The sequence below is a fragment of the Modestobacter sp. VKM Ac-2979 genome (genome assembly GCF_026967995.1).
Classification (GTDB): Bacteria; Actinomycetota; Actinomycetes; order Mycobacteriales; family Geodermatophilaceae; genus Modestobacter.
The window spans coordinates 574,396-594,539 of record NZ_JAPVBO010000002.1 but is presented as its reverse complement, the minus strand read 5'-3'; the positions used below and the strand labels follow the sequence as shown (position 1 = coordinate 594,539).

At 71.5% G+C, this 20,144-nt stretch carries 22 protein-coding genes; 16 read left to right on the top strand and 6 right to left on the bottom strand.

The features are described from left to right. The first annotated feature begins 1 nt into the window (after position 1). The 7 genes from O2W15_RS07455 (at position 2) to O2W15_RS07425 (ending at position 4,819) form a co-directional block, all read left to right on the top strand. Positions 2-883: a metal ABC transporter permease gene (locus O2W15_RS07455; RefSeq protein ID WP_269178949.1), complete on the top strand. Its 882-nt coding sequence runs from the start codon at positions 2-4 to the stop codon at positions 881-883. A 69-nt stretch (positions 884-952) separates the two neighbouring features. Further along, positions 953-1,075: a hypothetical protein gene (locus O2W15_RS07450; RefSeq protein WP_269178948.1), complete on the top strand. Its 123-nt coding sequence runs from the start codon at positions 953-955 to the stop codon at positions 1,073-1,075. Positions 1,076-1,231: 156 nt separating this feature from the next. Next, a complete protein-coding gene (locus tag O2W15_RS07445; protein ID WP_269178947.1) occupies positions 1,232-1,855 on the top strand; it encodes a TetR/AcrR family transcriptional regulator in 624 nt (207 codons plus the stop codon). 22 nt (positions 1,856-1,877) lie between these two features. Then, the gene (locus O2W15_RS07440) at positions 1,878-2,300 is read left to right on the top strand and encodes a hypothetical protein (RefSeq protein ID WP_269178946.1); all 423 of its coding nucleotides are present in this window, start codon (positions 1,878-1,880) and stop codon (positions 2,298-2,300) included. A 44-nt stretch (positions 2,301-2,344) separates the two neighbouring features. Then, positions 2,345-2,500: a hypothetical protein gene (locus O2W15_RS07435; RefSeq protein ID WP_164703369.1), complete on the top strand. Its 156-nt coding sequence runs from the start codon at positions 2,345-2,347 to the stop codon at positions 2,498-2,500. 117 nt (positions 2,501-2,617) lie between these two features. After that, positions 2,618-4,462, top strand: a complete 1,845-nt coding sequence (locus O2W15_RS07430; protein ID WP_269178945.1) for an acyl-CoA dehydrogenase — start codon at positions 2,618-2,620, stop codon at positions 4,460-4,462. Between the two features lie 177 nt (positions 4,463-4,639). Beyond that, entirely contained in the window at positions 4,640-4,819 is a 180-nt protein-coding gene (locus tag O2W15_RS07425) for a hypothetical protein (RefSeq protein ID WP_269162673.1), read from the top strand. 78 nt (positions 4,820-4,897) lie between these two features. On the opposite strand, the gene O2W15_RS07420 is transcribed toward O2W15_RS07425, so the two are convergent. From O2W15_RS07420 to O2W15_RS07405, 4 genes are read right to left on the bottom strand one after another with little or no spacing between them, the layout of a single operon-like run. Continuing rightward, complete coding sequence (locus O2W15_RS07420; protein WP_269162672.1) at positions 4,898-5,503, bottom strand: response regulator transcription factor; 606 nt, start codon at positions 5,501-5,503, stop codon at positions 4,898-4,900. Further along, positions 5,500-6,702, bottom strand: coding sequence for a sensor histidine kinase (locus O2W15_RS07415; protein ID WP_269162671.1), 1,203 nt, complete (start codon positions 6,700-6,702; stop codon positions 5,500-5,502). Before O2W15_RS07415 ends, O2W15_RS07420 begins: the two co-directional genes overlap by 4 nt. 41 nt (positions 6,703-6,743) lie before the next feature. Further along, positions 6,744-7,571 (bottom strand): ABC transporter permease, encoded by an 828-nt coding sequence (locus O2W15_RS07410; RefSeq protein ID WP_269162670.1) that lies wholly within the window; start codon positions 7,569-7,571, stop codon positions 6,744-6,746. Beyond that, positions 7,568-8,530 (bottom strand): ABC transporter ATP-binding protein, encoded by a 963-nt coding sequence (locus tag O2W15_RS07405; protein WP_269178944.1) that lies wholly within the window; start codon positions 8,528-8,530, stop codon positions 7,568-7,570. Before O2W15_RS07405 ends, O2W15_RS07410 begins: the two co-directional genes overlap by 4 nt. A gap of 177 nt (positions 8,531-8,707) precedes the next feature. On the opposite strand from O2W15_RS07405, the gene O2W15_RS07400 reads away from it, so the two are divergent. The 9 genes from O2W15_RS07400 (at position 8,708) to O2W15_RS07360 (ending at position 17,599) form a co-directional block, all read left to right on the top strand. Further along, positions 8,708-9,391, top strand: a complete 684-nt coding sequence (locus O2W15_RS07400) for a hypothetical protein (RefSeq protein WP_269178943.1) — start codon at positions 8,708-8,710, stop codon at positions 9,389-9,391. Further along, positions 9,382-10,269, top strand: coding sequence for a 3-methyladenine DNA glycosylase (locus O2W15_RS07395; protein ID WP_269178942.1), 888 nt, complete (start codon positions 9,382-9,384; stop codon positions 10,267-10,269). Before O2W15_RS07400 ends, O2W15_RS07395 begins: the two co-directional genes overlap by 10 nt. Positions 10,270-10,386: 117 nt before the next feature. Then, positions 10,387-12,006 (top strand): hypothetical protein, encoded by a 1,620-nt coding sequence (locus O2W15_RS07390; RefSeq protein ID WP_269178941.1) that lies wholly within the window; start codon positions 10,387-10,389, stop codon positions 12,004-12,006. Positions 12,007-12,185: 179 nt separating this feature from the next. Further along, complete coding sequence (locus tag O2W15_RS07385) at positions 12,186-13,604, top strand: recombinase family protein (protein ID WP_269178940.1); 1,419 nt, start codon at positions 12,186-12,188, stop codon at positions 13,602-13,604. A 380-nt stretch (positions 13,605-13,984) separates the two neighbouring features. Beyond that, complete coding sequence (locus tag O2W15_RS07380) at positions 13,985-14,416, top strand: hypothetical protein (protein WP_269178939.1); 432 nt, start codon at positions 13,985-13,987, stop codon at positions 14,414-14,416. A gap of 307 nt (positions 14,417-14,723) precedes the next feature. Next, on the top strand, positions 14,724-15,083 hold the full coding sequence (locus tag O2W15_RS07375) for a hypothetical protein (RefSeq protein WP_269178938.1): 360 nt from the start codon (positions 14,724-14,726) through the stop codon (positions 15,081-15,083). Between the two features lie 206 nt (positions 15,084-15,289). Beyond that, entirely contained in the window at positions 15,290-15,991 is a 702-nt protein-coding gene (locus tag O2W15_RS07370) for a hypothetical protein (RefSeq protein WP_269178937.1), read from the top strand. Positions 15,992-16,465: 474 nt separating this feature from the next. Then, positions 16,466-16,741, top strand: a complete 276-nt coding sequence (locus tag O2W15_RS07365; protein ID WP_269178936.1) for a hypothetical protein — start codon at positions 16,466-16,468, stop codon at positions 16,739-16,741. 18 nt (positions 16,742-16,759) lie between these two features. Next, positions 16,760-17,599, top strand: coding sequence for a tyrosine-protein phosphatase (locus O2W15_RS07360; protein WP_269178935.1), 840 nt, complete (start codon positions 16,760-16,762; stop codon positions 17,597-17,599). 175 nt (positions 17,600-17,774) lie between these two features. Here the strand turns inward: O2W15_RS07360 and O2W15_RS07355 are convergent, their stop codons facing one another. Further along, on the bottom strand, positions 17,775-17,930 hold the full coding sequence (locus O2W15_RS07355) for a hypothetical protein (protein ID WP_269162666.1): 156 nt from the start codon (positions 17,928-17,930) through the stop codon (positions 17,775-17,777). 317 nt (positions 17,931-18,247) lie between these two features. Next, complete coding sequence (locus O2W15_RS07350; RefSeq protein WP_269178934.1) at positions 18,248-19,966, bottom strand: phosphoenolpyruvate--protein phosphotransferase; 1,719 nt, start codon at positions 19,964-19,966, stop codon at positions 18,248-18,250. Between the last annotated feature and the right edge of the window lie 178 nt (positions 19,967-20,144).

Below are 20,144 nucleotides of genomic sequence, written 5' to 3'. Positions count from 1 at the left end.
CGTGGTCACCTTCCAGGAGAACTGGCTGCAGGTGCTGCAGACCACGTTCATGCAGCACGCCCTGCTCGGCGGTTCGATGGTCGCGCTGGCCGCCGGCCTGATGGGCTGGTTCGTCGTCACCCGGCAGAACGCCTTCGCCGCCCACGCCCTGGCCCACATCGGCTTCCCCGGCGCGACCGGCGCCATCCTGATCGGCGCCCCGGTCACGCTGGGCCTGGCGGTGTTCTGCGTCGGCGGCGGGCTCTTGATCGGGCTGTTCGGCAAGCGGGTGGCCGACCGGGAGGTGGCCACCGGCACGATCCTCGCGTTCGCCACCGGCCTCGGCGTGCTGTTCGCCTCGCTGGCCACGGCCAACGCCAGCAGCACGACCACCGTGCTGTTCGGCAACCTGCTGGCCATCAGCACCGACCAGCTGTGGGTCTTCGGCGGGTTCACCCTGCTCGTGGTCGGCGTGCTCGCGGTCATCGCCCGGCCGCTCGTGTTCGCCTCGGTGGACCCGACCGTGGCCGAGGCCCGCGGGGTGCCGGTGCGCGCCCTGGGCGTGGCCTTCGTCGTCCTGCTCGCGCTGACCATCACGATGGCCGTGCAGGTGGTGGGCACGCTGCTGCTGTTCGCGCTCGTGGTCACCCCGGCCGCGGCGGCGCTGCGGATGACCGCCCGGCCCGGCCTGGTGGCCGCGATCGCCGTGGCCATCGCCCTGGGCAGCGTCTGGTTCGGCCTGGTGCTCTCGGCGATGGTCAACCTCCCGCCGAGCTTCTTCGTCACCACCCTCGCCGTGCTGACCTGGGCGGTCACGCTGCCCCTCACCCGGGCCCGCGCACCGCGGGAGACCGCCGCACCGGTGCTGGACGTGCCTCACCTGGTGCCCGACCGGACCAGGTGATCGACGTCTCCGTCGTCCACCCGTCCGGGGGCTGTCCCTCCGCAGGCCCGGGCGAGGAGGGTGGGACACGTGCACGACGACGAACGCGACCCGCAGCTGAACGAGACGACCACCGCCGACGAGGAGCAGACGCCGCAGCAGGCGACGGCCATCCGGATGCTGGCCAACCCCCGGCGGATCCGCCGCAACTGAGGGCCCGCGACCAGCACCCCTCGCGGAGAGTCACAGGCGCCTCACAGTCCCCCACCGGCCCGGGCCGCCCCTCCCGCCCCGGACGTGCTGGTCAGCGGCCTGCGCACCCCGGCGTGCCGCGAACCGCTCCGTCACGATGTGCTGCACGATCAGACCGTGACCGCAGCAGCCCTCTCCCTCCACGCACCTGAGGACGGCGCCGTCCCGGCCCGTCGTTCCCGCGCGGAGCGGCAGGAGATCGTCCTGGACACCGCCGAGCGTCTCTTCTCGGCGCGCAGCTCCCGCAGCGTGGGGATGGACGAGCTGGTCCGGGAGACCGGCCTGGGCAAGATGACGGTCTACCGGCTCTTCAAGAGCAAGGACGACCTGGTCGGCTCCTACCTCTCGCGCAAGGCCGCCACCGTGCTCTCCTCCATCGACGCCGAGCTGGACCGACACCGGGACGACCCGCGGGCCGCACTCCTCTCCGTCGTCGACGCCGTCGAGGCCGACGTCACCAGCGTCGGCTTCCGCGGCTGCCCGTTCACCAACGTCAGCAGCGAGTACGACGACCCGCAGCACCCCGCCCGCAGCGCGGCCGCCGACTACAAGTTCGAGCTGCACGCCCGGCTCGAGGGCCTGGCCGACCAGCTGATCCCCGGCGGCGGCGACGACCTGGCCGCGCAGGTCCACCTGATCATCGACGGGATGTACCTCTCCGGCGGCCTCCTCGGCCCCGACGGCCCCGCCTCGCACGGGCGCCGGCTGGCCGAGCAGCTCATCGACCTCGCCGTCGCCTGAACCAGGACGACAGACTGGGCGCATGACCGACCGCTCGCGTCCGGACCTGGACGACGCCACCGTCGCCGCCCTCGGCAAGCTCTCCGAGTCCCTCGAGACCGTCGAGCAGGCCCGCGGCCTGCTGTACGGCTTCCACCAGCTCACCGGCAAGGCCGACCTCCTCCTGCAGGACGCCGTCGCCGGCCTCCGCGACGCCGGGCACACCGAGCTCGCCGACGACCTCGACCGCGACCTCGTCGGCCGGAACGTGATCGCCGACCGGTGGACCTTCCAGGTCGTGGAGGACTACGACGCCAACTACTGGAGCACCTACCGCGCCTTCGACCAGCGCGCCCGCGACGAGCTGGCCGGCGGTGACCGGCACGTGCTCGAGGCGCGGATGAAGCAGGGCGAGCGCACGTCCGGGCACCCTCGCCACGAGGCCGGCCCGGTCCTGGACGACTGACCCGCCGGCTCGCCGCCCGGCCGCGCGCGGTCGAGACTCGGGACATGACCAGCTCAGCGCAGGGACCGCAGGACGACCGGGACGTCGAGCCGCTGGGCGGTGCCGTCTCCCCCACCCAGGGCGAGGACGACGCCGACGGCATGGCCGGCCCGGTCTACCCGCCCCCGGAGACCGAGCCCGACGCGCACGGCAGGGACTGACCCCCCGGAGGGCCGGGGGCGGCGCGGCGCTTGCCCCTGGCGACCGAGCGGTAATAGCGTTTGTTACCCGCGAGTAGGACCTGCTCGCGGGCAACAGCGAGCACGGGAGCACCCTCCATGAGCCACTACACGGCGAACCTGCGCGACCTCGAGTTCAACCTGTTCGAGTTCCAGACCACCAAGGACAGGTTCGGCACCGGGCCGTTCGAGCAGATGGACGCCGAGACGGCCCGCGGGGTGCTGGCCGAGGTCCGACGGCTCGCCGAGGGACCGCTCGCCGCCTCCTTCACCGACGCCGACCGGAACCCGCCGGTGTTCGACCCGGCGACGCACTCGGTGACGCTGCCCGAGTCGTTCAAGGCGTCGGTCCGGGCGGTGAACGCCGGTGAGTGGTGGCGCCTCGACCTGCCGGACGAGCTCGGCGGGTTCGGCGCACCGTTCAGCCTGCGCTGGGCCGCCTTCGAGATGATGCTCGGCGCCAACCCCGCGGCGTTCATGTACGGCTCCGGCCCCACCTTCGCCGCGATCCTGCACTCCCTGGGCACCCCGGACCAGCAGCGGCTGGCCGAGCTGATGATCGAGCACCTCTGGGGCGCCACCATGGTGCTCACCGAGCCCGAGGCGGGCTCCGACGTCGGCGCCGGGCGCACCAAGGCGGTGCAGCAGCCCGACGGCTCCTGGCACCTCACCGGGGTGAAGCGGTTCATCACCTCCGCCGAGCACGACCTCAGCGACAACATCGTCCACCTGGTCCTGGCCCGCCCCGAGGGCGCCAGGCAGGGCACCAAGGGCCTGTCGCTGTTCGTCGTCCCGAAGTACCACGTGGACCTGGCCACCGGCGCGCTCGGCGAGCGCAACGGCGTGTACGTGACCGGCGTGGAGAAGAAGATGGGCCTGAAGGTCTCCACCACCTGCGAGCTGAGCTTCGGTGACGGCCCGGTACCGGCGAAGGGCTGGCTGGTCGGCGACGTGCACGACGGCATCGCCCAGATGTTCAAGGTGATCGAGTACGCCCGGATGTTCGTCGGCACCAAGGCGATCGCGACCCTCTCCGCCGGCTACCAGGTCGCGCTGGCCTACGCGAAGGAGCGGGTGCAGGGCGCCGACCTCACCGCCAGCAGCAAGGACGCCCCGCGGGTGACCATCACCCACCACCCCGACGTCCGGCGCTCGCTGATGCTGCAGAAGGCCTACGCCGAGGGCATGCGTGCGCTGTACCTGTACACCGCGACCTTCCGCGACCAGGTCATGGAGGCCGAGGCCGCCGGCACGGCCGACAGCCCCGAGGCCGTCCTCGCCGCCAAGCTCAACGACCTGCTGCTGCCGATCGTCAAGGGCCACGGCTCCGAGCGGGCCACCCAGCTGCTCACCGCCGAGTCGCTGCAGACCCTCGGCGGCTCCGGCTACCTGCAGGACCACCCGATCGAGCAGTACATCCGGGACTCCAAGATCGACACCCTCTACGAGGGCACCACGGCGATCCAGGGGCAGGACTTCTTCTTCCGCAAGATCGTGCGGGACGGCGGGGTGGCGCTGACCTGGCTGGCCGAGCAGGTCCAGGCGACGGTCACGGCGGAGGCCGGCAACGGGCGGCTCAAGGAGGAGCGGGCGCTGCTGGCGACCGCGCTCGGCGACGTCCAGGGGATGCTGACCGCGATGTTCGGCCAGCTCACCGCGGCCCAGACCGACGTCCGCAAGCTCTACGAGGTCGGCCAGAACACCTCCCGGCTGCTGCTGGCCACCGGTGACCTGATCACCGCCTGGCTGCTGGTCCGCCAGTCCGAGGTCGCGCTGACCGCGCTGGACGGCGAGGTGTCGGAGTCCGACCGGCACTTCTACGAGGGCAAGCTCGCCGCCACCCGCTTCTTCTGCGCCCAGGTGCTGCCGACGCTCACCAGCGAGCGGTTCATCGTCGAGCACACCGACAACGCCCTCATGGACGTCGACGAAGCCGCGTTCTGAACGAGGACCCCCACTGCCGGCCGCCTCCCCGCACCGGGGGAGGCGGCCGGCGGTGCATGAGGCCCGGGGATCGCGGGCATGGGCGGGGGACGACGTCCACGAGGACGCCCGTGCCGACCGGGCTCCTCGCCGGCGCAGCGCGCCCCGTCCTGAACCCCTGATCGAGAGGCCCACCCCATGACCGAACCCACCGGCAGCGGCTACCACGACTCTCCGGCGACCTCCGACCCCGACGGCGACCTGGTCGACGGCACCTCCGGCCACGACCGCGGGGACGGCGGCGAGAAGGACACCGTCCTGCTCACCGACGACGACGCCCAGAGCGAGGACTCCGTCACCCGCCCCGGCAACTCCTGACGGAGCACCCCCTGCCCCCCGGCTCCCTTGCAGGGTCCCGCTGCGAGCGTGCGAGCAGTGGGGGGCAAGGGGGTCCTCCTAGATCCAGCCGTGCCGGCGCGCCGTGTCCACCGCGGCGTGCCGGTTCGGTGCACCCAGCTTGGCCGACGCCGCGGACAGGTGGTTGCGGACCGTCCCCGGCGACAGGTGCGCCCGCGCGGCGATCTCCTCCACGGGGGCACCGCCGGCAGCCAGCTCCAGGACGTCGGCCTCGCGCGGCGTCAGTGGGCTGTCCCCGGCGCTGATCGCCTCGGCGGCCAGCTCCGGGTCGACGTAGCGCCCGCCCCGGTGCACCGTGCGCACCACGTCGCTGAGGACGGTCGCGCTGACCGTCTTCGGCAGGAACCCCCGCACCCCGGCCTCGAGGGCCCGCTTGAGGTGCCCCGGTCGCCCGTGCCCGGTGACGATGACCAGCCCGCAGCCGGGCAGCAGCGTGGTGAGCTCGCCGGCCACGCTGATCCCGTCCCGGTCGGGCATCTGCAGGTCCAGGACGGCGACGTCCGGGGTGTGCGCCCGGGCCATCGCCAGCGCCTCTGCCCCCGACGACGCCTGGGCGACCACCTCGAGGTCGTCCTCCAGGCCCAGCAGCGCGGCGAAGGCGGAGCGGACCAGGTTCTCGTCGTCGGCGAGCAGCACCCGGATCACGCCGCACCCCCGGTGGGCAGCGTGGCGGTGACGGTGAACCGGTCGTCGTCCCGGCCGGCGTGCAGGGTCCCGCCGGCACCGGCCAGTCGCTCCCGCAGCCCGGTCAGGCCGTTGCCCTCACCCGGGTCGGCGGCGACGCCGTCGTTGCTCACGGTCAGCCGCACCTCTCCACTCCCTCGCTCCAGCGTGATCGTGCACTCGGCGGCCTCGCTGTGCCGCAGCACGTTGGTGACCGCCTCCAGCACCACCCAGCCCAGCGCGGCCTGCACGGGCTCGGGCAAGGTGCCGGCGCCGTCCTCACCCTGCACCGTGCAGCCCACGCCGGCCGCGCGCAGCACGGAGCGTGCCCCGGCGAGCTCGCCGGTGAGGTCGGTCCGGCGGTAGCCGCGGACCACCTCCCGCACCTCCTTCAGCGACGCCTCGGCGATCCGGCTGATGTCGGCGACCTCGTCGGCCGCCTCCGGCCGGGACCGGCGCACGAGCTCCCCGGCCAGCTGGCTCTTCACCGCGATCGCGGAGAGGTTGCGGCCCATGACGTCGTGCAGGTCACGGGCGAACCGCAACCGCTCCTCGGCCACCGCCAGCTGCAGCTGCACGCCGCGGCTGCGCTCCATCTCCAGCACGACGTCGAGCACCCACACGGTGAACCGGAAGGCCAGGACCACGAACAGCACCGTCGTGGCCATCACCAGGCCCTGTACGACGGCCGCGGCAGGGTGCGCGTCGCCGAGCGAGGTGACGAAGCCGCTGAGCACCCCGATGCCCACTGCCTGCGGGGCGAGCTGCCGGGTGGTCCAGACCGTCGAGCAGGCGATGAGCACCGCACCGAGAGGGAGGGTGACCGACCACGGCACCGCGACCGACGCATCGCGGTCGGCGAACGCCCAGACCCCGCCGGCCGCCGTCGCCCCCGCGGCGCAGAACGCCAGGACGGCGAGCCGCCCGGGGAGCGGCCGCCCGGCCAGGTGCGCCGCCAACCCCCGCCGGGTCAGCTGCACCGCCACCGCCGCGGTGGCGACCGATCCGGCGACGAACAGCCAGGACCCCGCCGTCGGCGCCGCCCCCTCGACCGCCGCCCCCACCACCGCGAGGGCGAAGAGCGGCAGCCCGGCCAGGAAGAAGTAGAAGGACCAGCGGGTGTAGAGGTCGATCCGCTGCGGCGCCGTCCGGCTGTTCCACCAGCGGGAGACGGTCGGCACGGCGGTCATGCTGCCGTACCGACCGTCCCGGGGGCGGGACCTCACCGGCGGGGAGCCCACCGGAACCCGCGCCGGGCGGCGATCGAGCCCACGACCAGCCAGCCGGCGAGCACCGCCAGCGGCATGCCGGCGTGCGGCCAGACGCTGCCGTCGACCGCGTCGCCTTGCCACGTCTGGCCGGCCAGACCCAGCTGCAGCAGCTCGACGACCGGGGTGAGCGGCAGGAACCGGGCGATCTGGCCCAGCGCCTCGGGCAGCACGGAGAGCGGGTAGAAGACGCCGGACAGCCCGGTGGAGACCACGATGATCGGCAGCGTGGTGATCTGCGCGGACTCCGGCGTCCGGGTGAAGCTCGTGCTCGCCGCGGCCAGCACGACCATCAGCAGCGTCCCCGCGAGCAGGGCGACCAGCGGCAGGACGACGTCGGCGGGGGCCGACCACTCACCGAGCAGCACCACGCCCGCGGCGATGACCACCACCTGGCCGAGCGTGACGAACACGGTGGGCGCAGCGGTGCCGGCCAGCACCTCGACGTCGGTCAGCTCCCCGGTGCGCATCCGCTGCAGCACCAGGTCCTCCCGGCGGGCGACGTAGGTGGTGACCAGGTTGTAGTAGGTGACCATCACCAGGCTGATGCCGACGGCGGTCACCAGCAGCCGGGCGCCGTAGGGGAACTCGCCCTCGTCGAGGCCCAGGGCCGGGACGGCCGCGACGAACAGCAGCGGCAGGAGGACCGAGTTCACCAGGGCGGTCCGGTTGCGGACCAGCAGCCGGGTCTCGGCGGAGGCCAGGGACCAGGCCCGGGAGAGCCGGGAGGGGCCGTTCGTGGGGCGGTCGAGGGTGCTGCGATCGGGAGTCACGGTGCTCATCGGTTCTCCTCCGTGGTGCGGTGCGGGTCAGTGCCGTCGGCGACGGCGAGAAAGGCCTGCTCCAGCGAGCCCGCGCGGGCCAGCAGGGTCCGCAGGACGACTCCGTGCTCGGCGGCCCAGGCCAGCAGCTCGGCGAGCACCGGCTGCAGCGCGCGGGTGTGCCACTCGACCCGCCGGCCCTGGGTGACCACCTGCGCGCCGGCGGGCACCGGCGGCGGGGGGGCGTCGTCGTCGAGGGTGAACCGGATGGTCGCCGGCTGGGTCTCGGCGATCTCGGCCTGGGTGCCGGACAGCACGACGTGCCCGGCGCGCATGATCGCCACCCGGTCGGCGAGCTCCTCGGCCTCCTCCAGGTGGTGGGTGGTCAGCAGCACCGCGGCACCGTCGGCCACCAGCCCCTGGACCAGCTCCCAGACCTGCCGTCGGGACTCCGGGTCCAGCCCGGTGGTCGGCTCGTCGAGGACGACGACGTCGGGCCGGCCGAGCAGGGCCAGCGCGAGGTCCAGACGCCGTCGCTCACCCCCGGAGAGGCTGCGCACCCGGACGTCGGCGCGGCCGGTGAGCCCGACCTGGGCCAGGGCCTCCTCGACGGGCCGGGGTGCGGTCAGCGTGCCGGCCCACGTGTGCAGGGTCTCGGCGACGGTGAGGTCGCCGGGCAGGCCGCTGCTCTGCAGCAGCACGCCCAGGTGCGGGCGGACCCGGGCCCGCTCGGCGACCGGGTCCATGCCCAGCACCTGGACAGTTCCACCGCCCGCGGCGGCGAGCCCTTCCAGCACCTCCAGGGCAGAGGTCTTGCCGGCACCGTTGACCCCCAGGAGGGCGAGCACCTCCCCGGGCCGGACCTCGAAGGAGACGCCCCGCACCGCCTCGAAGTCGCCGTAGCTGCGCCGCAGGTCCCGCACCTCGATCGCGGGAGCGGCCTCGACGGGCGCGGACACTGGTGGGGCGCTGGGGTGCACGGTCGACCTCCTCGATGCGCCGCCGGCCGCCGTCGGGCCGGTCTGTCGGACGCATCCCCCACGTTGCTGCCACTCCGCGGCCGGCACAGGTGCCGGGGCGCACGACTTCTCCCCGCCGGTGCACGGACGGGCGGTGACACGCGTCATGGGTGGTGCGTGCACGCCTACCCTGGGCCGGTGCTCCCCGTGCTCGCCCCCGCGCCGACGGTGCTGCCCGAGGCGGCGTGGACGGCCCGGGCCGGCGCCCACCGGCAGCGGATGGACACCTGGCTGACCCCGCACCAGGAGCGCCGTCGCACCGGGGTCGCCCACCCGGTGCTGGACTTCCTCTTCACCTACTACTCCGAGACGCCGGCCCGGCTGCGCCGGTGGCACCCCGGGGTCGGGGTCGTGCTGACCGGCGAGGCCGCCACCGAGCGGTTGAGCTGGCCGTTCTACGCGGAGGTCGACGCCCGGGACGCCGCGGGAGAGCCGGTGCGTGGGGTGGGGCTCGACGTCCCGGCGTTCCTGGCCAAGCGGCGGGCATCGGTCGGCTGGGTCGAGGGCCTGCTGCGCGGGACGGCGAGCCGCCCGGGCCAGTTCGGCTGCTTCGGGATGCACGAGTGGGCGATGCTCTACCGCCCCGGCGACGGCGAGGTACGGCACGAGCAGCTGCCGCTGCGGCTGGGGCAGGCCGGCACCGACGCCGTCGTCGAGTCGCACCGGGTGCAGTGCAGCCACATCGACGCGTTCCGGTTCTTCACCCGGGCCGGCGCCCCGCGGAACACGCTGACGCCGACCCGGGAGACGCAGCAGCAGCTGGAGCAGCCGGGCTGCCTGCACGCCACGATGGACCTCTACATCGAGTCAGCATGCAGCTGAAGAAGCAACGGCTGCCTGCATCCACCTGGACGGAGCTGTCGACCCGGCATGCGGACCGCGCCGACGGACTCACGGCAGGGCACCGTTCCCGCTCTGCGCGAGGAGAGCGGCATGCCGTCGAGGACTTCCTCTTCACGTACTACAACACCCGGCCATCACTGCTGCGCCGATGGCATCCCGGGGCAGGCGTAGCCCTGGCGCCGACGAAGGATGGCCCAGCGCCCCATGCCGCGTGGCGGTGGTACCGGACCGAGCCCGATGGGAGCGTGTCGCTGGACGTCGCCACCTTCCTGGCGGACCGGGGAGACACCGTCCGGTTCATCCACCGACTCCTCACGGCCACGGCTGCGCGTCCCGCGTTCACGGGGTGCTTCGGCCTGCACGAGTGGGCGATGGCATACCGCCAGGACGAGCACCGCCATCCACTCCCTCTGCGCCTGGGGCAGTCAGGGACGGACGCCGTTGTCGAGGGACACCAGATCCGCTGCACACACTTCGATGCTTTCCGGTTCTTCACCCCGTCCGCCGCGCCACTGAACCGCATGCAGCCGACCCGGGAGTCCCAACTCCACACGGAACAACCCGGCTGCCTGCACGCTGCGATGGACTGCCACAAGTGGGCCATGAAGCTTGGACCGGCGGTGCCTGGCGAAGTCGCCCTGGACTGCTTCGAACTAGCACGCGAGATGCGAGGGCTAGACATGCAGGCGTCGCCGTACGACCTGTCCTCTTACGGGTTGAGTTCCGTGCCGATCGAGACGGCGACCGGCAAGGCCGCTTACGTGACTCGACAGCGTGCACTAACGGATCGAGCCGCCGACTTACGGCAGCGCCTTATTAGGGTCTGCGAGCCCTTAGTCGCGCAAAACCACGGCTGACGCTGAACAGTTTCGCGCGACGCGGGCGCCAGATGCGCCTCAGCACTTAGGCCTCGCGCCGAATACTGACCCGTGTCGCCACGGCAACCCGCCCCCTGGACAGGCCACCATGGGGGGATGACCCAGGAGCCGATCAGCCCTGACGACGACGACAGTGCGGAAGAGGACCGGGAACCGCTTAGCGTTCCATGCGTCTGGTTTTATCTGCCGCTACCACACCCGCTGGGACTACCTGAGGGGGAAGCCCTAGCCCAGGCGTCTGACGCCGGGGCTCTAGCTCGCGAGACAGCTTCTCCTTCCGGCCTCGACTGCTCACTGTTCGTGCATCAAGTTCGTCGTTCAACGAACATCATGGTTCGCGATTACACCGACATCTTGCACTTGGTCGAGGAGAAGGCTTTCAAACATTCTCTCCCAGCGGATGTTCGCCGTGGTCTGGTCGAGCAGTTTGACGTCAGCGCGGGTGAGTCGTCGACACTCACGGTAATTGAGGCAGCCGTACCGGGTTGCCTCCCGGAGAAGGAGCTACTCGACGCCGCTCTGGATCAGTCCATAAGTCTTATCCAAGAGCTACAGAACATGGTCGCCATCGTCACGAAGAGGCCGGTTCGCCTTATAAGCAGGGCGACGCTACAGCCCACGCTGCCCGTAGTAACCGGACGACTGAATGGCGACGGTCAGCCGCCCACGTTTGAGGCCATCGTGCCTGACTTCTTTATCGATTACTGCGCACTACCCGAGTCTTTCTCGATCGCGCCAGAGCCCCTCACCAAGCCGCAGTGGCAGCAGATGCAGGAGCTGGTCAGCCTACAAAGTCCCGCTTTTCAGCTCATCGCCGTCATGCGACGCGAGGCGATGGTCCAAGCCTTGTTCGACGGAAACACTGCCTTGGGCGTCTCCTCGGCGGCTGCGGCCGGCGAGCTTCTCTTGAACACTGCACTGCTTCACTGCACGTGGGAGGAGGGCGCCTCTCCCGAAGAGGGGGCCAAGCCCTTCGCGAAGAAGGCGAGCATCAGCAAATCGATTGGCCACCTCGGGCAGAAGCTCAAAGGCAGTGGATGGCGAACGGACGGGGACGGTCCCGTCGCCAAGTTCTACGCAGCGGTTCAGGTCAGAAATCGCGTTCTCCACGGAGGGTACTGGCCAACCCCCGGCGAGCTGGAGGCTGCCTGGACAGCTTTAGGAGGACTGGAGACGTTTGTTGGTGACAGCTTGTGTGCGCCGCCAACCATTAAACGGTATCCACGCACTGCCCTTGCGTGGTCGGGTCCGGACGGTATAAGGCGCAGGGGCAAGTACCCCTACTGGATCGATCTATTGCGACACGACGCTACCGAGCCCAACTGGCCGAACACTTTTCAGCGGTGGCGGACGGCGGTTGACCAAGAGTTGGGGTGGCAGAGACGGGAGCCGGGGACGGTTGCGGCCGACTGCGTCCTATACCTACGCCAAGTCAAGCCCAGACAATTCGAATGCTTTGCACACGACCGCGGAACGGGCCACGTCGCCGTCGTGCCGGAGAACGAGGCGAGCGACCCTGTCCACCTACAGTCGGGCAAGGACTTCCTGAGAGGACTCATGGCCCTCTACTGGGGGGAAAGGCAGATCATGCTGCCGTGGCCAGAGAGTTTTAGCCTTGCAGGCCGCGAATGGGTCGCGGACTACGAGTACTTGGAAGAGTTGCGCATACACGCTGGCGGACAGGTGTGGTCACGCCTAAAGGCAGGAGGCTTTTGAGTCGGCTAACGAACCTCGGAGACGCCCGTCGGCCCGGACCCTAGCGACTCCAACGGCAGATCAGAGCATCCAAACGGTAAGAGGCCTCTACATCGAGCTAAGATACAACTATGCCTCCCCGTCGCAACTCCCGTCGCACTGCCCGGACCGGCCCGGTGCGGGCCAGCATCTACGTCCGCATGAGCTACGACCGGACCGGCGAAGGTCTCGGGATCGACCGGCAGGAGAAGGAGTGCCGGGCGCTCTGCGAGGAGAAGGGGTGGGAGGTCAGCGAGGACCGCATCTACCGGGACAACGACATCAGTGCGACGACCGGGAAGCGCCGCCCCGCCTTTGAGGCGCTGCTGACGTCCTCGCCCGACGTGATCGTGGTGTGGCACCTGGACCGACTGCTGCGGAAGGGTGGGGACCTGGAGCGGGTCATCGCTCTGGACGTCGACGTCTACCCCGTCACCTCCGCTGGCCCCATCGACCTCAGCAGTCCTACCGGCCGGATGCAGTCCCGGATGGGTACGGTCATCGCCACCTGGGAGGGTGAGCAGAAGGCCGAGCGCATGTGGCTGGCCATGCGCCAGCGCGCCGAGCAGGGCAAGTCGTGGTGGTCCTCCCGCCCGTTCGGCTTTGAGCTGGACGGCACGCACCGTGCGGACGAGGCTGCCGCGCTGGTGCAGACGTACGCCGACCTGCTGACCGGGGCATCTCTGCCCACCCTGGCGCGCCAGCTCAACGATGCCGGGCACACCACCTGCCGGGGTGGAAAGTGGACCGCCACCACCCTGCGCCCTGTCCTGCTGAACGCCCGGAACGCTGCCATCCGGGTGTACGACGGCGAGGAGATCGGGGCAGCCGCGTGGGAGGCGATCATCCCCGAGGACAGGTGGAGGGCTGCCGTCCGCCTGCTGACCAACCCCGCCCGCCGCACCGGGGGTGGAGGTGCCGAGCCGCGCAACCTGCTGACCGGGGTCGCCACCTGCGGCAAGTGCGGGGGCGGCGTGAAGGTCGGGTGGAGGGCCGGGCGAGCAGGCGAGCCGGGTGCGTACGCGGTCTACGTCTGTCGGGCATCGTCGTGCGTGTCGGTGCCGGTGCTGGCAGCCGACCACGCCGTGATGGCCCGCCTCGCCAGCGAGGTGGACAGCCCGCACAACCGAGAGAAGTGGCAGACCACTCGCAAGCGCGGGGGCGAGGTGTCGCAAGCTCTACTGGTCGAGCAGGCGACCCTGCGGTCCCGGCTGGACGCCGTGATCGAGGACTACGCCGATGGGCTCATGGACCGGGGGCAGTTCCGTACCGGCACCGAGAAGCTGCGGACACTGCTGGCCGAGGTCGAGCGGCAGATCGAGGAGGCCGGGCAGGTGTCCGACCTGGCCGAGACCGTGAGCCACGGGAGCGAAGTCGTGGAGAGCTTCCTGGCGATGGACCCGACCACCCCGGACCCCGAGAACGCCCCCATGAACGTGGACGAGCTGCGCACACTGGTCGCCGCCATGTTCGAGCGGGTCGAGTTCATGCCCCGGGGGCGTGGGGTGCGGATGCTGCACCCGGACCACTTCCGGTTCACCCCCCGGCAGCCTGCCGAGGTGACCACGGTCCACGGCTGATCATCACCAGCACGCCCCGACAGTCAGGAGGGCGCTCCGTCACAGACACGTCCCCACACACCGTGTCCGCCCCTTGTCGACGCTGTAAGCGCCGCATAACCTGAAGTCAGCGGCCACACAAGACACCAGCGACCGGCTCCGAGATCCCGGGGGCGGACTGGTGAGCGACCGGGCGAAGACCGAGCCCGGATCCGCCCGCACTGGCAGCACGACTCCCTTCCCGGGCATCCCTATGCCCGGCGGTGGTCGCTGTACTGGTGCGGGCTACGTGCGATCCACGTGTCAGTCGATGTACTGCGTTGCCAAGGGCGTCCTCTGCTGCTCAACAGGCCAGAGCACCCGCGCTGGTCTGTCCCACGCATGAGACAGAGGCAACGATAGTGAGCGATCACGCTCCCCCGCACGCGATCCCGACCACCGACCACCTGACACGCACCGAGCTGCCCGAGACCATCGGGTCCGCCCGTGAGTGGCAGCGCATCCGCAACGCCGCCTCCCGCGACGGCCTGTGCGACCCCGACGCCGCTGCCGTCGCATGGGGGCACGCCGTGGGGTTCGCTCGCCTGACGCGCACCCCGTGCCCCGAGTGCCGAGCCATCATGGCGACGTTCCCCGAGGAGACCGCGCACCTGTCCTTCCGCACGCGCAAGCGGGGCCGAGCAGGTGCCCCGTCAACGCGGTCCACGGACCCCGGGAGTCTCCCGGTGCCCCCTGAGCTGCCGCCCGCACTCACGGGCACGCTGGAGGGCCGCCGGGTGATCGGTGTCATCTCCACCCCGGCACGGGTCCTGACCGGCAAGGTGACCCGGTGACCGAGGCACCACAGCACCTGCGCCCTGTCCCCAACGCCGCGCAGTTCCGGCCGCGCTCTGCGCCCGCTGTGCCAGTGGTCTGGACGACACTGCCCGAGTGGGCTGAGCTGGACGAGCAGGAGTTGGCCGCACTACCGCCGAACACTCGCCGCACGCTGGAGGCGGCACCTGGGCTGTACGTCAACATCATCATGGGGCCGACTGGCAAGTGGACCCTGATGAACAGGCAGGGGATCTCCAGTCGCGCCCTGGCGGGCGTACGGACAGCACCCCGAGTGCCCATCGACCCAGCACAGTGCCCGGAGCGGTGACCGGCGGCATCCGGTTCGCTGGAGCGTGGGGAGGGCTCTCGCAGGTCGAGCAGCGCCGGATGGCGAAGGACGACGCGCACCCCCTGCCGTACCGCGTGTACTTCGCTGCGCTCGGTCGCGCCAACCGCGTCGGCCACGCCGAGTTCAGCGAGGGCGAGTTGCGGCACCTGCTGCGCCGTGCCGATGGGACGCCTCGCTCCGAGGGGGTCATCAGCAACGCCATCGCAGAGGCGAAGCGGAAGGGGTTGATCCACCGCGACTCGGGTGCCCGTTGCCTCGTCCTGTCCTCTCAGCACTTCCAGAAGGCCGGCTCAGGAAGTAGCACCTGCGACGTCCACGGCATCCGCTGGACATGAGTTCACGCCACAGGTGAAGTCACCTCACCGCAGAGGTGAAGTCCCATCGCTTTGACCAGCGCAAACGCACGTCCCTCTCACATCTAGTAGAGCGGCGGCGAAGCGATGGGGAAGAGCTAGGCCAGGGATCGGCCCCTCCGGGGCCATCTATGTCTGCCGCACACAGCAAGCCAGTGAGCGGACCCGCCAGGGTCCGCCCATGACCCATGAGCAAGAGCAGGCATCGCCACCGAGGCGAGGCCACAACCGAAGGAGATTGCCCCGTGAGCAACACCAACACCATCACCACCGCCACTGCCTACGACGCCGCCCGTACCGCCCGAGAGGCTGCCGAGCGGACCCACGCCAACGCAGTGCAGGCCGTGGAGCAGGCGCGCACTCAGCAGGCCGAGGTCATCCGACGCAACGCAGCCGGGGACACCACGGTCACTGCACTGGACCTGCTGACCGCCGATGCCGAGATCACCCGCCGAGAAGGGCTGGCGCAGTCCACCGCTGCCGACGCTGACGCAGCCCGAGCGGCAGAGGCTCCCCTGCTGGCCGAGCACTATGCCGACCTTCTCTCGGAGCGGGTACTGCGGGCAGAGGTGACCGCCGAAGATGCCGTCGTGCAGTCGCTCACCGATGCGATGAGCACGTACGTCGAGCAGGTGCGGGGGCGCGAGGCCGTCATGCTGGAGGCCGCTCGTCAGGCCAGCGCCGCTGGCATCCCCAACCAGTCCCGAGAACTCCGGTTCGGGTGGACGATGCACTACGGGGACCGGCTGCCGAGCGCCGTCTACATCGACGGCCAGGAACTCCCGTTCATCCGCCACGATCGTGCCCTGCTGGACGTTCTCACGCAGGCGCTGACCGCCGTCGGCTACCGGCTCACCGCGCCCGGCTACATCGAGCTGAAGACCCGCTGACCCCCTGACCTGCCGCGCCCCCGGACGACGATCCTGTCGCCGGGGGCGTTCGCAGTTTCCGGGCCGTTGTGACGATCCTGCACACCCGGCCTAGGACCACATCGTGCGGGGATGAGCTGCCGGAAGTCCCTGACGTCCACCCCGGCCGATGCGCTCCCGCGACCTTTCCATCCCGGGCAGGATCGGACCTGCTATCACGGAACGGTGCCCCTGTAGAGGCCGAGGGGGTCAACCCCCCACCCTCTCCCCTTGCCCCCTGGTGCGGTCCGCGAGCGGACCCACCCGAGGACACCCGGCAGGGCTGTGGACCGCATCCACGGCGACGTCAGCGTGCAGACAGGGGCGGCAGACCCCCCTCCCCCACGCTCAGACCGGAGTGCGGTCACTGCACCCGGAGCGCCAGCGAGTTACGTTCCGTAGCGGTCTAACGGATGCCGAGTTTCGTCAGCCCGCGAGTAGGTGTGTGCTATCTGAATGGACAGGGACCTCTACAAGTGGGCCTACAAACTCGGTCCCGCGGTGCCCGGTGAGCTGCTGGCCGACTGCTTCGCGCTGGCCGCCGACGTCCGCGAGCTGGACATGCGCGCCTCCCCCTACGACCTCACGGGCCACGGGTACGCCCCGGTGGCGGTCGAGACGCCGGAGGGCAAGGCCGAGTACGTCGCCGCGCAGCGCGGCTTCGCCGACCGCGGCGCGGTGCTGCGGGAGCGGCTGCTCGCGGTGTGCCGGGAGCTGCTGGAGCTCGGCTGACGTCGTACGGTCGGGGGCGTGACCTCCACCCGCACCGACCGCTGGCTGCACCTGGACGGGACGACGAACACCCGTGACCTGGGCGGGCTGCCCACCACCGACGGCGGGACGACGCAGTTCGGCCGGGTCCTGCGCAGCGACAACCTGCAGACCCTCAGCGAGGCCGACGTCGCCGCGCTGGTCGAGGAGGTGGGGCTCACCGAGGTCGTCGACCTGCGCACCACCGCGGAGATCCTGCTGGAGGGCCGCAGCCCGCTGCGCGACGTCGACTCGGTCACCCACCGGCACTTCACCCTGCTGGTCGAGCGCGGCATGCGCACCGACGTCTTCGCCGCCGAGGAGACCGACGAGGAGATCCGGGCCCAGCTGCCGGCCGACTGGGCGGAGTCGATCCTCCCCCGTCAGGTCACGCCCGGGGACGAGGGCGAGCCGCCCGCCGTCCGCTCCTACCTCGGCTACCTGACCGACGGCACGGAGAACGTGCTGGCCGCGCTCCGCTCGCTCGCCGCCGGTGGCCCCGGTGCCGCCGTGGTGCACTGCGCCGCGGGCAAGGACCGCACCGGCGTCATCTGCGCCCTGGCGCTCGCGGTGGCCGGCGCGACGCCGGAGGCGATCATCGCCGACTACGCGCAGACCGCCGAGGTCATCGACGCGCTCGTCGCCAAGCTGGCCAGCAGCCCCACCTATGCCGAGGACATGACCCGGCGCGACGTCGGCAGCCACACCCCGCGGGCGGAGTCGATGCGCCGGGTGCTGGAGCTGCTCGACGAGCGCTGGGGCGGCCCGGTCGGCTGGCTGGAGCAGCACGGCTTCGGCGCCGACGAGCAGGCAGCCCTGCGGTCCCGCCTCCGCGACTGAAAGGACCCCGTCCTCCTCACCCCTCGCGAGCTCGGGGCGAGCCTCTGGACGGGGCCGCAGGCCGGCGACAACACGCAACGCATGCACCCACACAGCAGAGGACCCCGGCTCCCAGGGGGAGTCGGGGTCGCGGTGCGTGCCTGCGTCCGCCGTCGTCGTCGACGGCGGGGGTCGATCAGCGCAGGATGTTGGTGAACTGGCTGCTGTTGGCCAGGGTCAGCAGGTCGTCGCGCATCGCGGGGCTGCTGGTGCGGGCCACGGCGGCATCCACTGCCCGCCGCGTACGCGACGCCTGCCGACGCTGACGCCAGCTGGAGGTCACGCTGCTCATGTCACTGCCTTCTTTCGGTGGTCCTGAGTGGGTGTTACGTCTGTATTAAACCAGGCGTAGCGGCTGGTATTCCAACGGATCCAAGGTCGTGTCGCTGAAGTTTCCGATGGAATCTTCACCCGAAGGGGGTGGTGGCCATGGATCCGTCACCTTGGCGCCACTTGTCCAGCACCTACGGAGTGCAGTCGGTCACCTCTGCGGCGTGATCGACGTCGTCCTGGAGACGTCAGCGCCCCGCCGGTCACCTTCGACCGACGGGGCGCGGGCGCTCTCCCCCTCTGCGCGGGCCCGCCACGGGCCTGCGCGCACTGGGGACCTCAGTCGCCGGCGAGAAGCACCTCACGCACGGCGGCGCGGGCGGAGGCGGGGTCGGCTGCGGCGAGTGCCGCCTCCGCAGCGCGCTGACAGGTGGCCAGGTCCACCGTTGCCAGCCGCGCACCCACCCCGGCCACCGAGGAGGCGGCGCAGGACAGCGAACTGATCCCCATGCCCACCAGCACGCAGGCCAGCATCGGGTCCGCAGCCGCCTCGCCGCAGACCCCCACCGGCTTCCCCGCCCGCTGACCGGCCGCCGCCGTCGCCTGCACCAGCGCCAGCAACGCCGGCTGCCACGGGTCGGTCAGGTCGGCCAGGTCGGCGGAGAGCCGGTCGGCGGCGAGCGTGTACTGCGACAGGTCGTTGGTGCCGATCGACAGGAAGTCCAGGTGCTCCAGGAACCGGTCGGCGAGCACGGCGACCGAGGGCACCTCCACCATGACGCCGGGCACCATGCCCCGCTCCCGCACCTGGGCGGCGAACTCCGCGGCCTCGGCGACGGTGGCCACCATGGGGGCCATCACCCAGGGGGCGGCTCCGGTGCTGCTGGCGGCCTGGGCCACGGCGTCCAGCTGGTGGGTCAGCAGGCCGGGGTCACGACGGGCGGTGCGCAGCCCGCGCACCCCGAGGGCCGGGTTCGCCTCGTCCGGCGGGGTGGCGAAGGGCAGCGGCTTGTCCGAGCCCGCGTCCAGCGTCCGGAGCACGACCTTGCCCTCGGGGAAGGCGGCGAAGACGCCGGCGTAGATCTCCGCCTGCTCCTCGACCGACGGCTCCTCGGTGCGGCCGAAGAAGGCGAGCTCGGTGCGGAGCAGGCCGACCCCCTCGGCGTGCGCCGCCGCCGCGGCCCGCGCCCCGGCGCCGTCCTGCACGTTGGCCAGCACCTGGACGGGGTGGCCGTCGCGGGTCGTGCCCGGCCCGCGGTACCCGGCGAGCGCCGCAGCGGCCTCCTGCGCGGCGGCCACCCGGGTGCGGGCCTCCTCCGGGTCGGGGTCGACGGTGACGGTGCCCTGCTCGCCGTCGACCAGCACCATCGCGCCCTCGGGGACGTCGGAGAGCCCGCCGACGCCCACTACGCAGGGCAGGCCGAGCTGGCGGGCGATGATCGCGGTGTGGCTCGTGGCCCCACCCAGCCGGGTGGCCAGCGCGACGATCCGGGACGGGTCCAGGCCGGCGGTGTCGGCCGGTGCGAGGTCGTCGGCGAGCAGCACCGACGGTGTGTCCGGCGCAGGCACCCCCGGCTCACCCTGGCCGGTGAGCTCGGCGACGATCCGGTCGCGGACGTCGCGGACGTCGGTGGCCCGCTCGGCCATCACGCCGCCGAGGCTGACGAAGAGGTCGACGAACTGTGCCGCGGCGCCCACCGTGGCGGCCTCCGCCGAGGCGCCGTCGCCGATGCGCTGCTCCACGGCGGACAGCAGCCCACGGTCCCGGGCCAGCTGCGCCGTGGTGTTCAGCACCTCGGCGCTCACGCCGGTCGCCGCCGCAGCCCGGCCGGCCAGCCGCTCGGCCACCGCGTCGGCTGCCGAGGTGAACCGTTCCTTCTCGGCCGCGCGCTGCTGCTCCGGGACGACCGGCCCGTCGGCCGGCGGCAGCTCGATGGCCCCGACCGGGCGCACCACAGGGCCGGCGGCCACACCTGGGACGACCGGGGTCCCGGTGAAGACGGTCGCTCCGGTCAGGGCGTCCGGGGCGATCCGGGTCCCGGTCGGCGTGCTGGACATCGGGGGCCTCACTGTCTGCTCGGGCCGGGGGGTGTCCGGTCGGACGAGCTCCGTCGTAGATGACTGGGGGCGGCGCAACGACAATGCTGCATCCGGTGACCAGAGTCACCAGCAACCCTTGACTTGTCAACTGATCCCACGTAGAACAACATGAAAGCGGGCCGATAGCCACATGATC

Excerpts from the sequence above, each read along its gene's own strand:
- O2W15_RS07410 (WP_269162670.1), bottom strand. The coding sequence starts at position 7,571 with ATGAGCACCGTGACTCCCGATCGCAGCACCCTCGACCGCCCCACGAAC.
- O2W15_RS07350 (WP_269178934.1), bottom strand. The coding sequence starts at position 19,966 with ATGTCCAGCACGCCGACCGGGACCCGGATCGCCCCGGACGCCCTGACC.
- O2W15_RS07430 (WP_269178945.1), top strand. The coding sequence starts at position 2,618 with ATGAGCCACTACACGGCGAACCTGCGCGACCTCGAGTTCAACCTGTTC.
- O2W15_RS07425 (WP_269162673.1), top strand. The coding sequence starts at position 4,640 with ATGACCGAACCCACCGGCAGCGGCTACCACGACTCTCCGGCGACCTCC.
- O2W15_RS07395 (WP_269178942.1), top strand. The coding sequence starts at position 9,382 with ATGCAGCTGAAGAAGCAACGGCTGCCTGCATCCACCTGGACGGAGCTG.
- O2W15_RS07370 (WP_269178937.1), top strand. The coding sequence starts at position 15,290 with ATGAGCAAGAGCAGGCATCGCCACCGAGGCGAGGCCACAACCGAAGGA.
- O2W15_RS07385 (WP_269178940.1), top strand. The coding sequence starts at position 12,186 with ATGAGCTACGACCGGACCGGCGAAGGTCTCGGGATCGACCGGCAGGAG.
- O2W15_RS07355 (WP_269162666.1), bottom strand. The coding sequence starts at position 17,930 with ATGAGCAGCGTGACCTCCAGCTGGCGTCAGCGTCGGCAGGCGTCGCGT.
- O2W15_RS07440 (WP_269178946.1), top strand. The coding sequence starts at position 1,878 with ATGACCGACCGCTCGCGTCCGGACCTGGACGACGCCACCGTCGCCGCC.
- O2W15_RS07390 (WP_269178941.1), top strand. The coding sequence starts at position 10,387 with ATGACCCAGGAGCCGATCAGCCCTGACGACGACGACAGTGCGGAAGAG.
- O2W15_RS07435 (WP_164703369.1), top strand. The coding sequence starts at position 2,345 with ATGACCAGCTCAGCGCAGGGACCGCAGGACGACCGGGACGTCGAGCCG.
- O2W15_RS07365 (WP_269178936.1), top strand. The coding sequence starts at position 16,466 with ATGGACAGGGACCTCTACAAGTGGGCCTACAAACTCGGTCCCGCGGTG.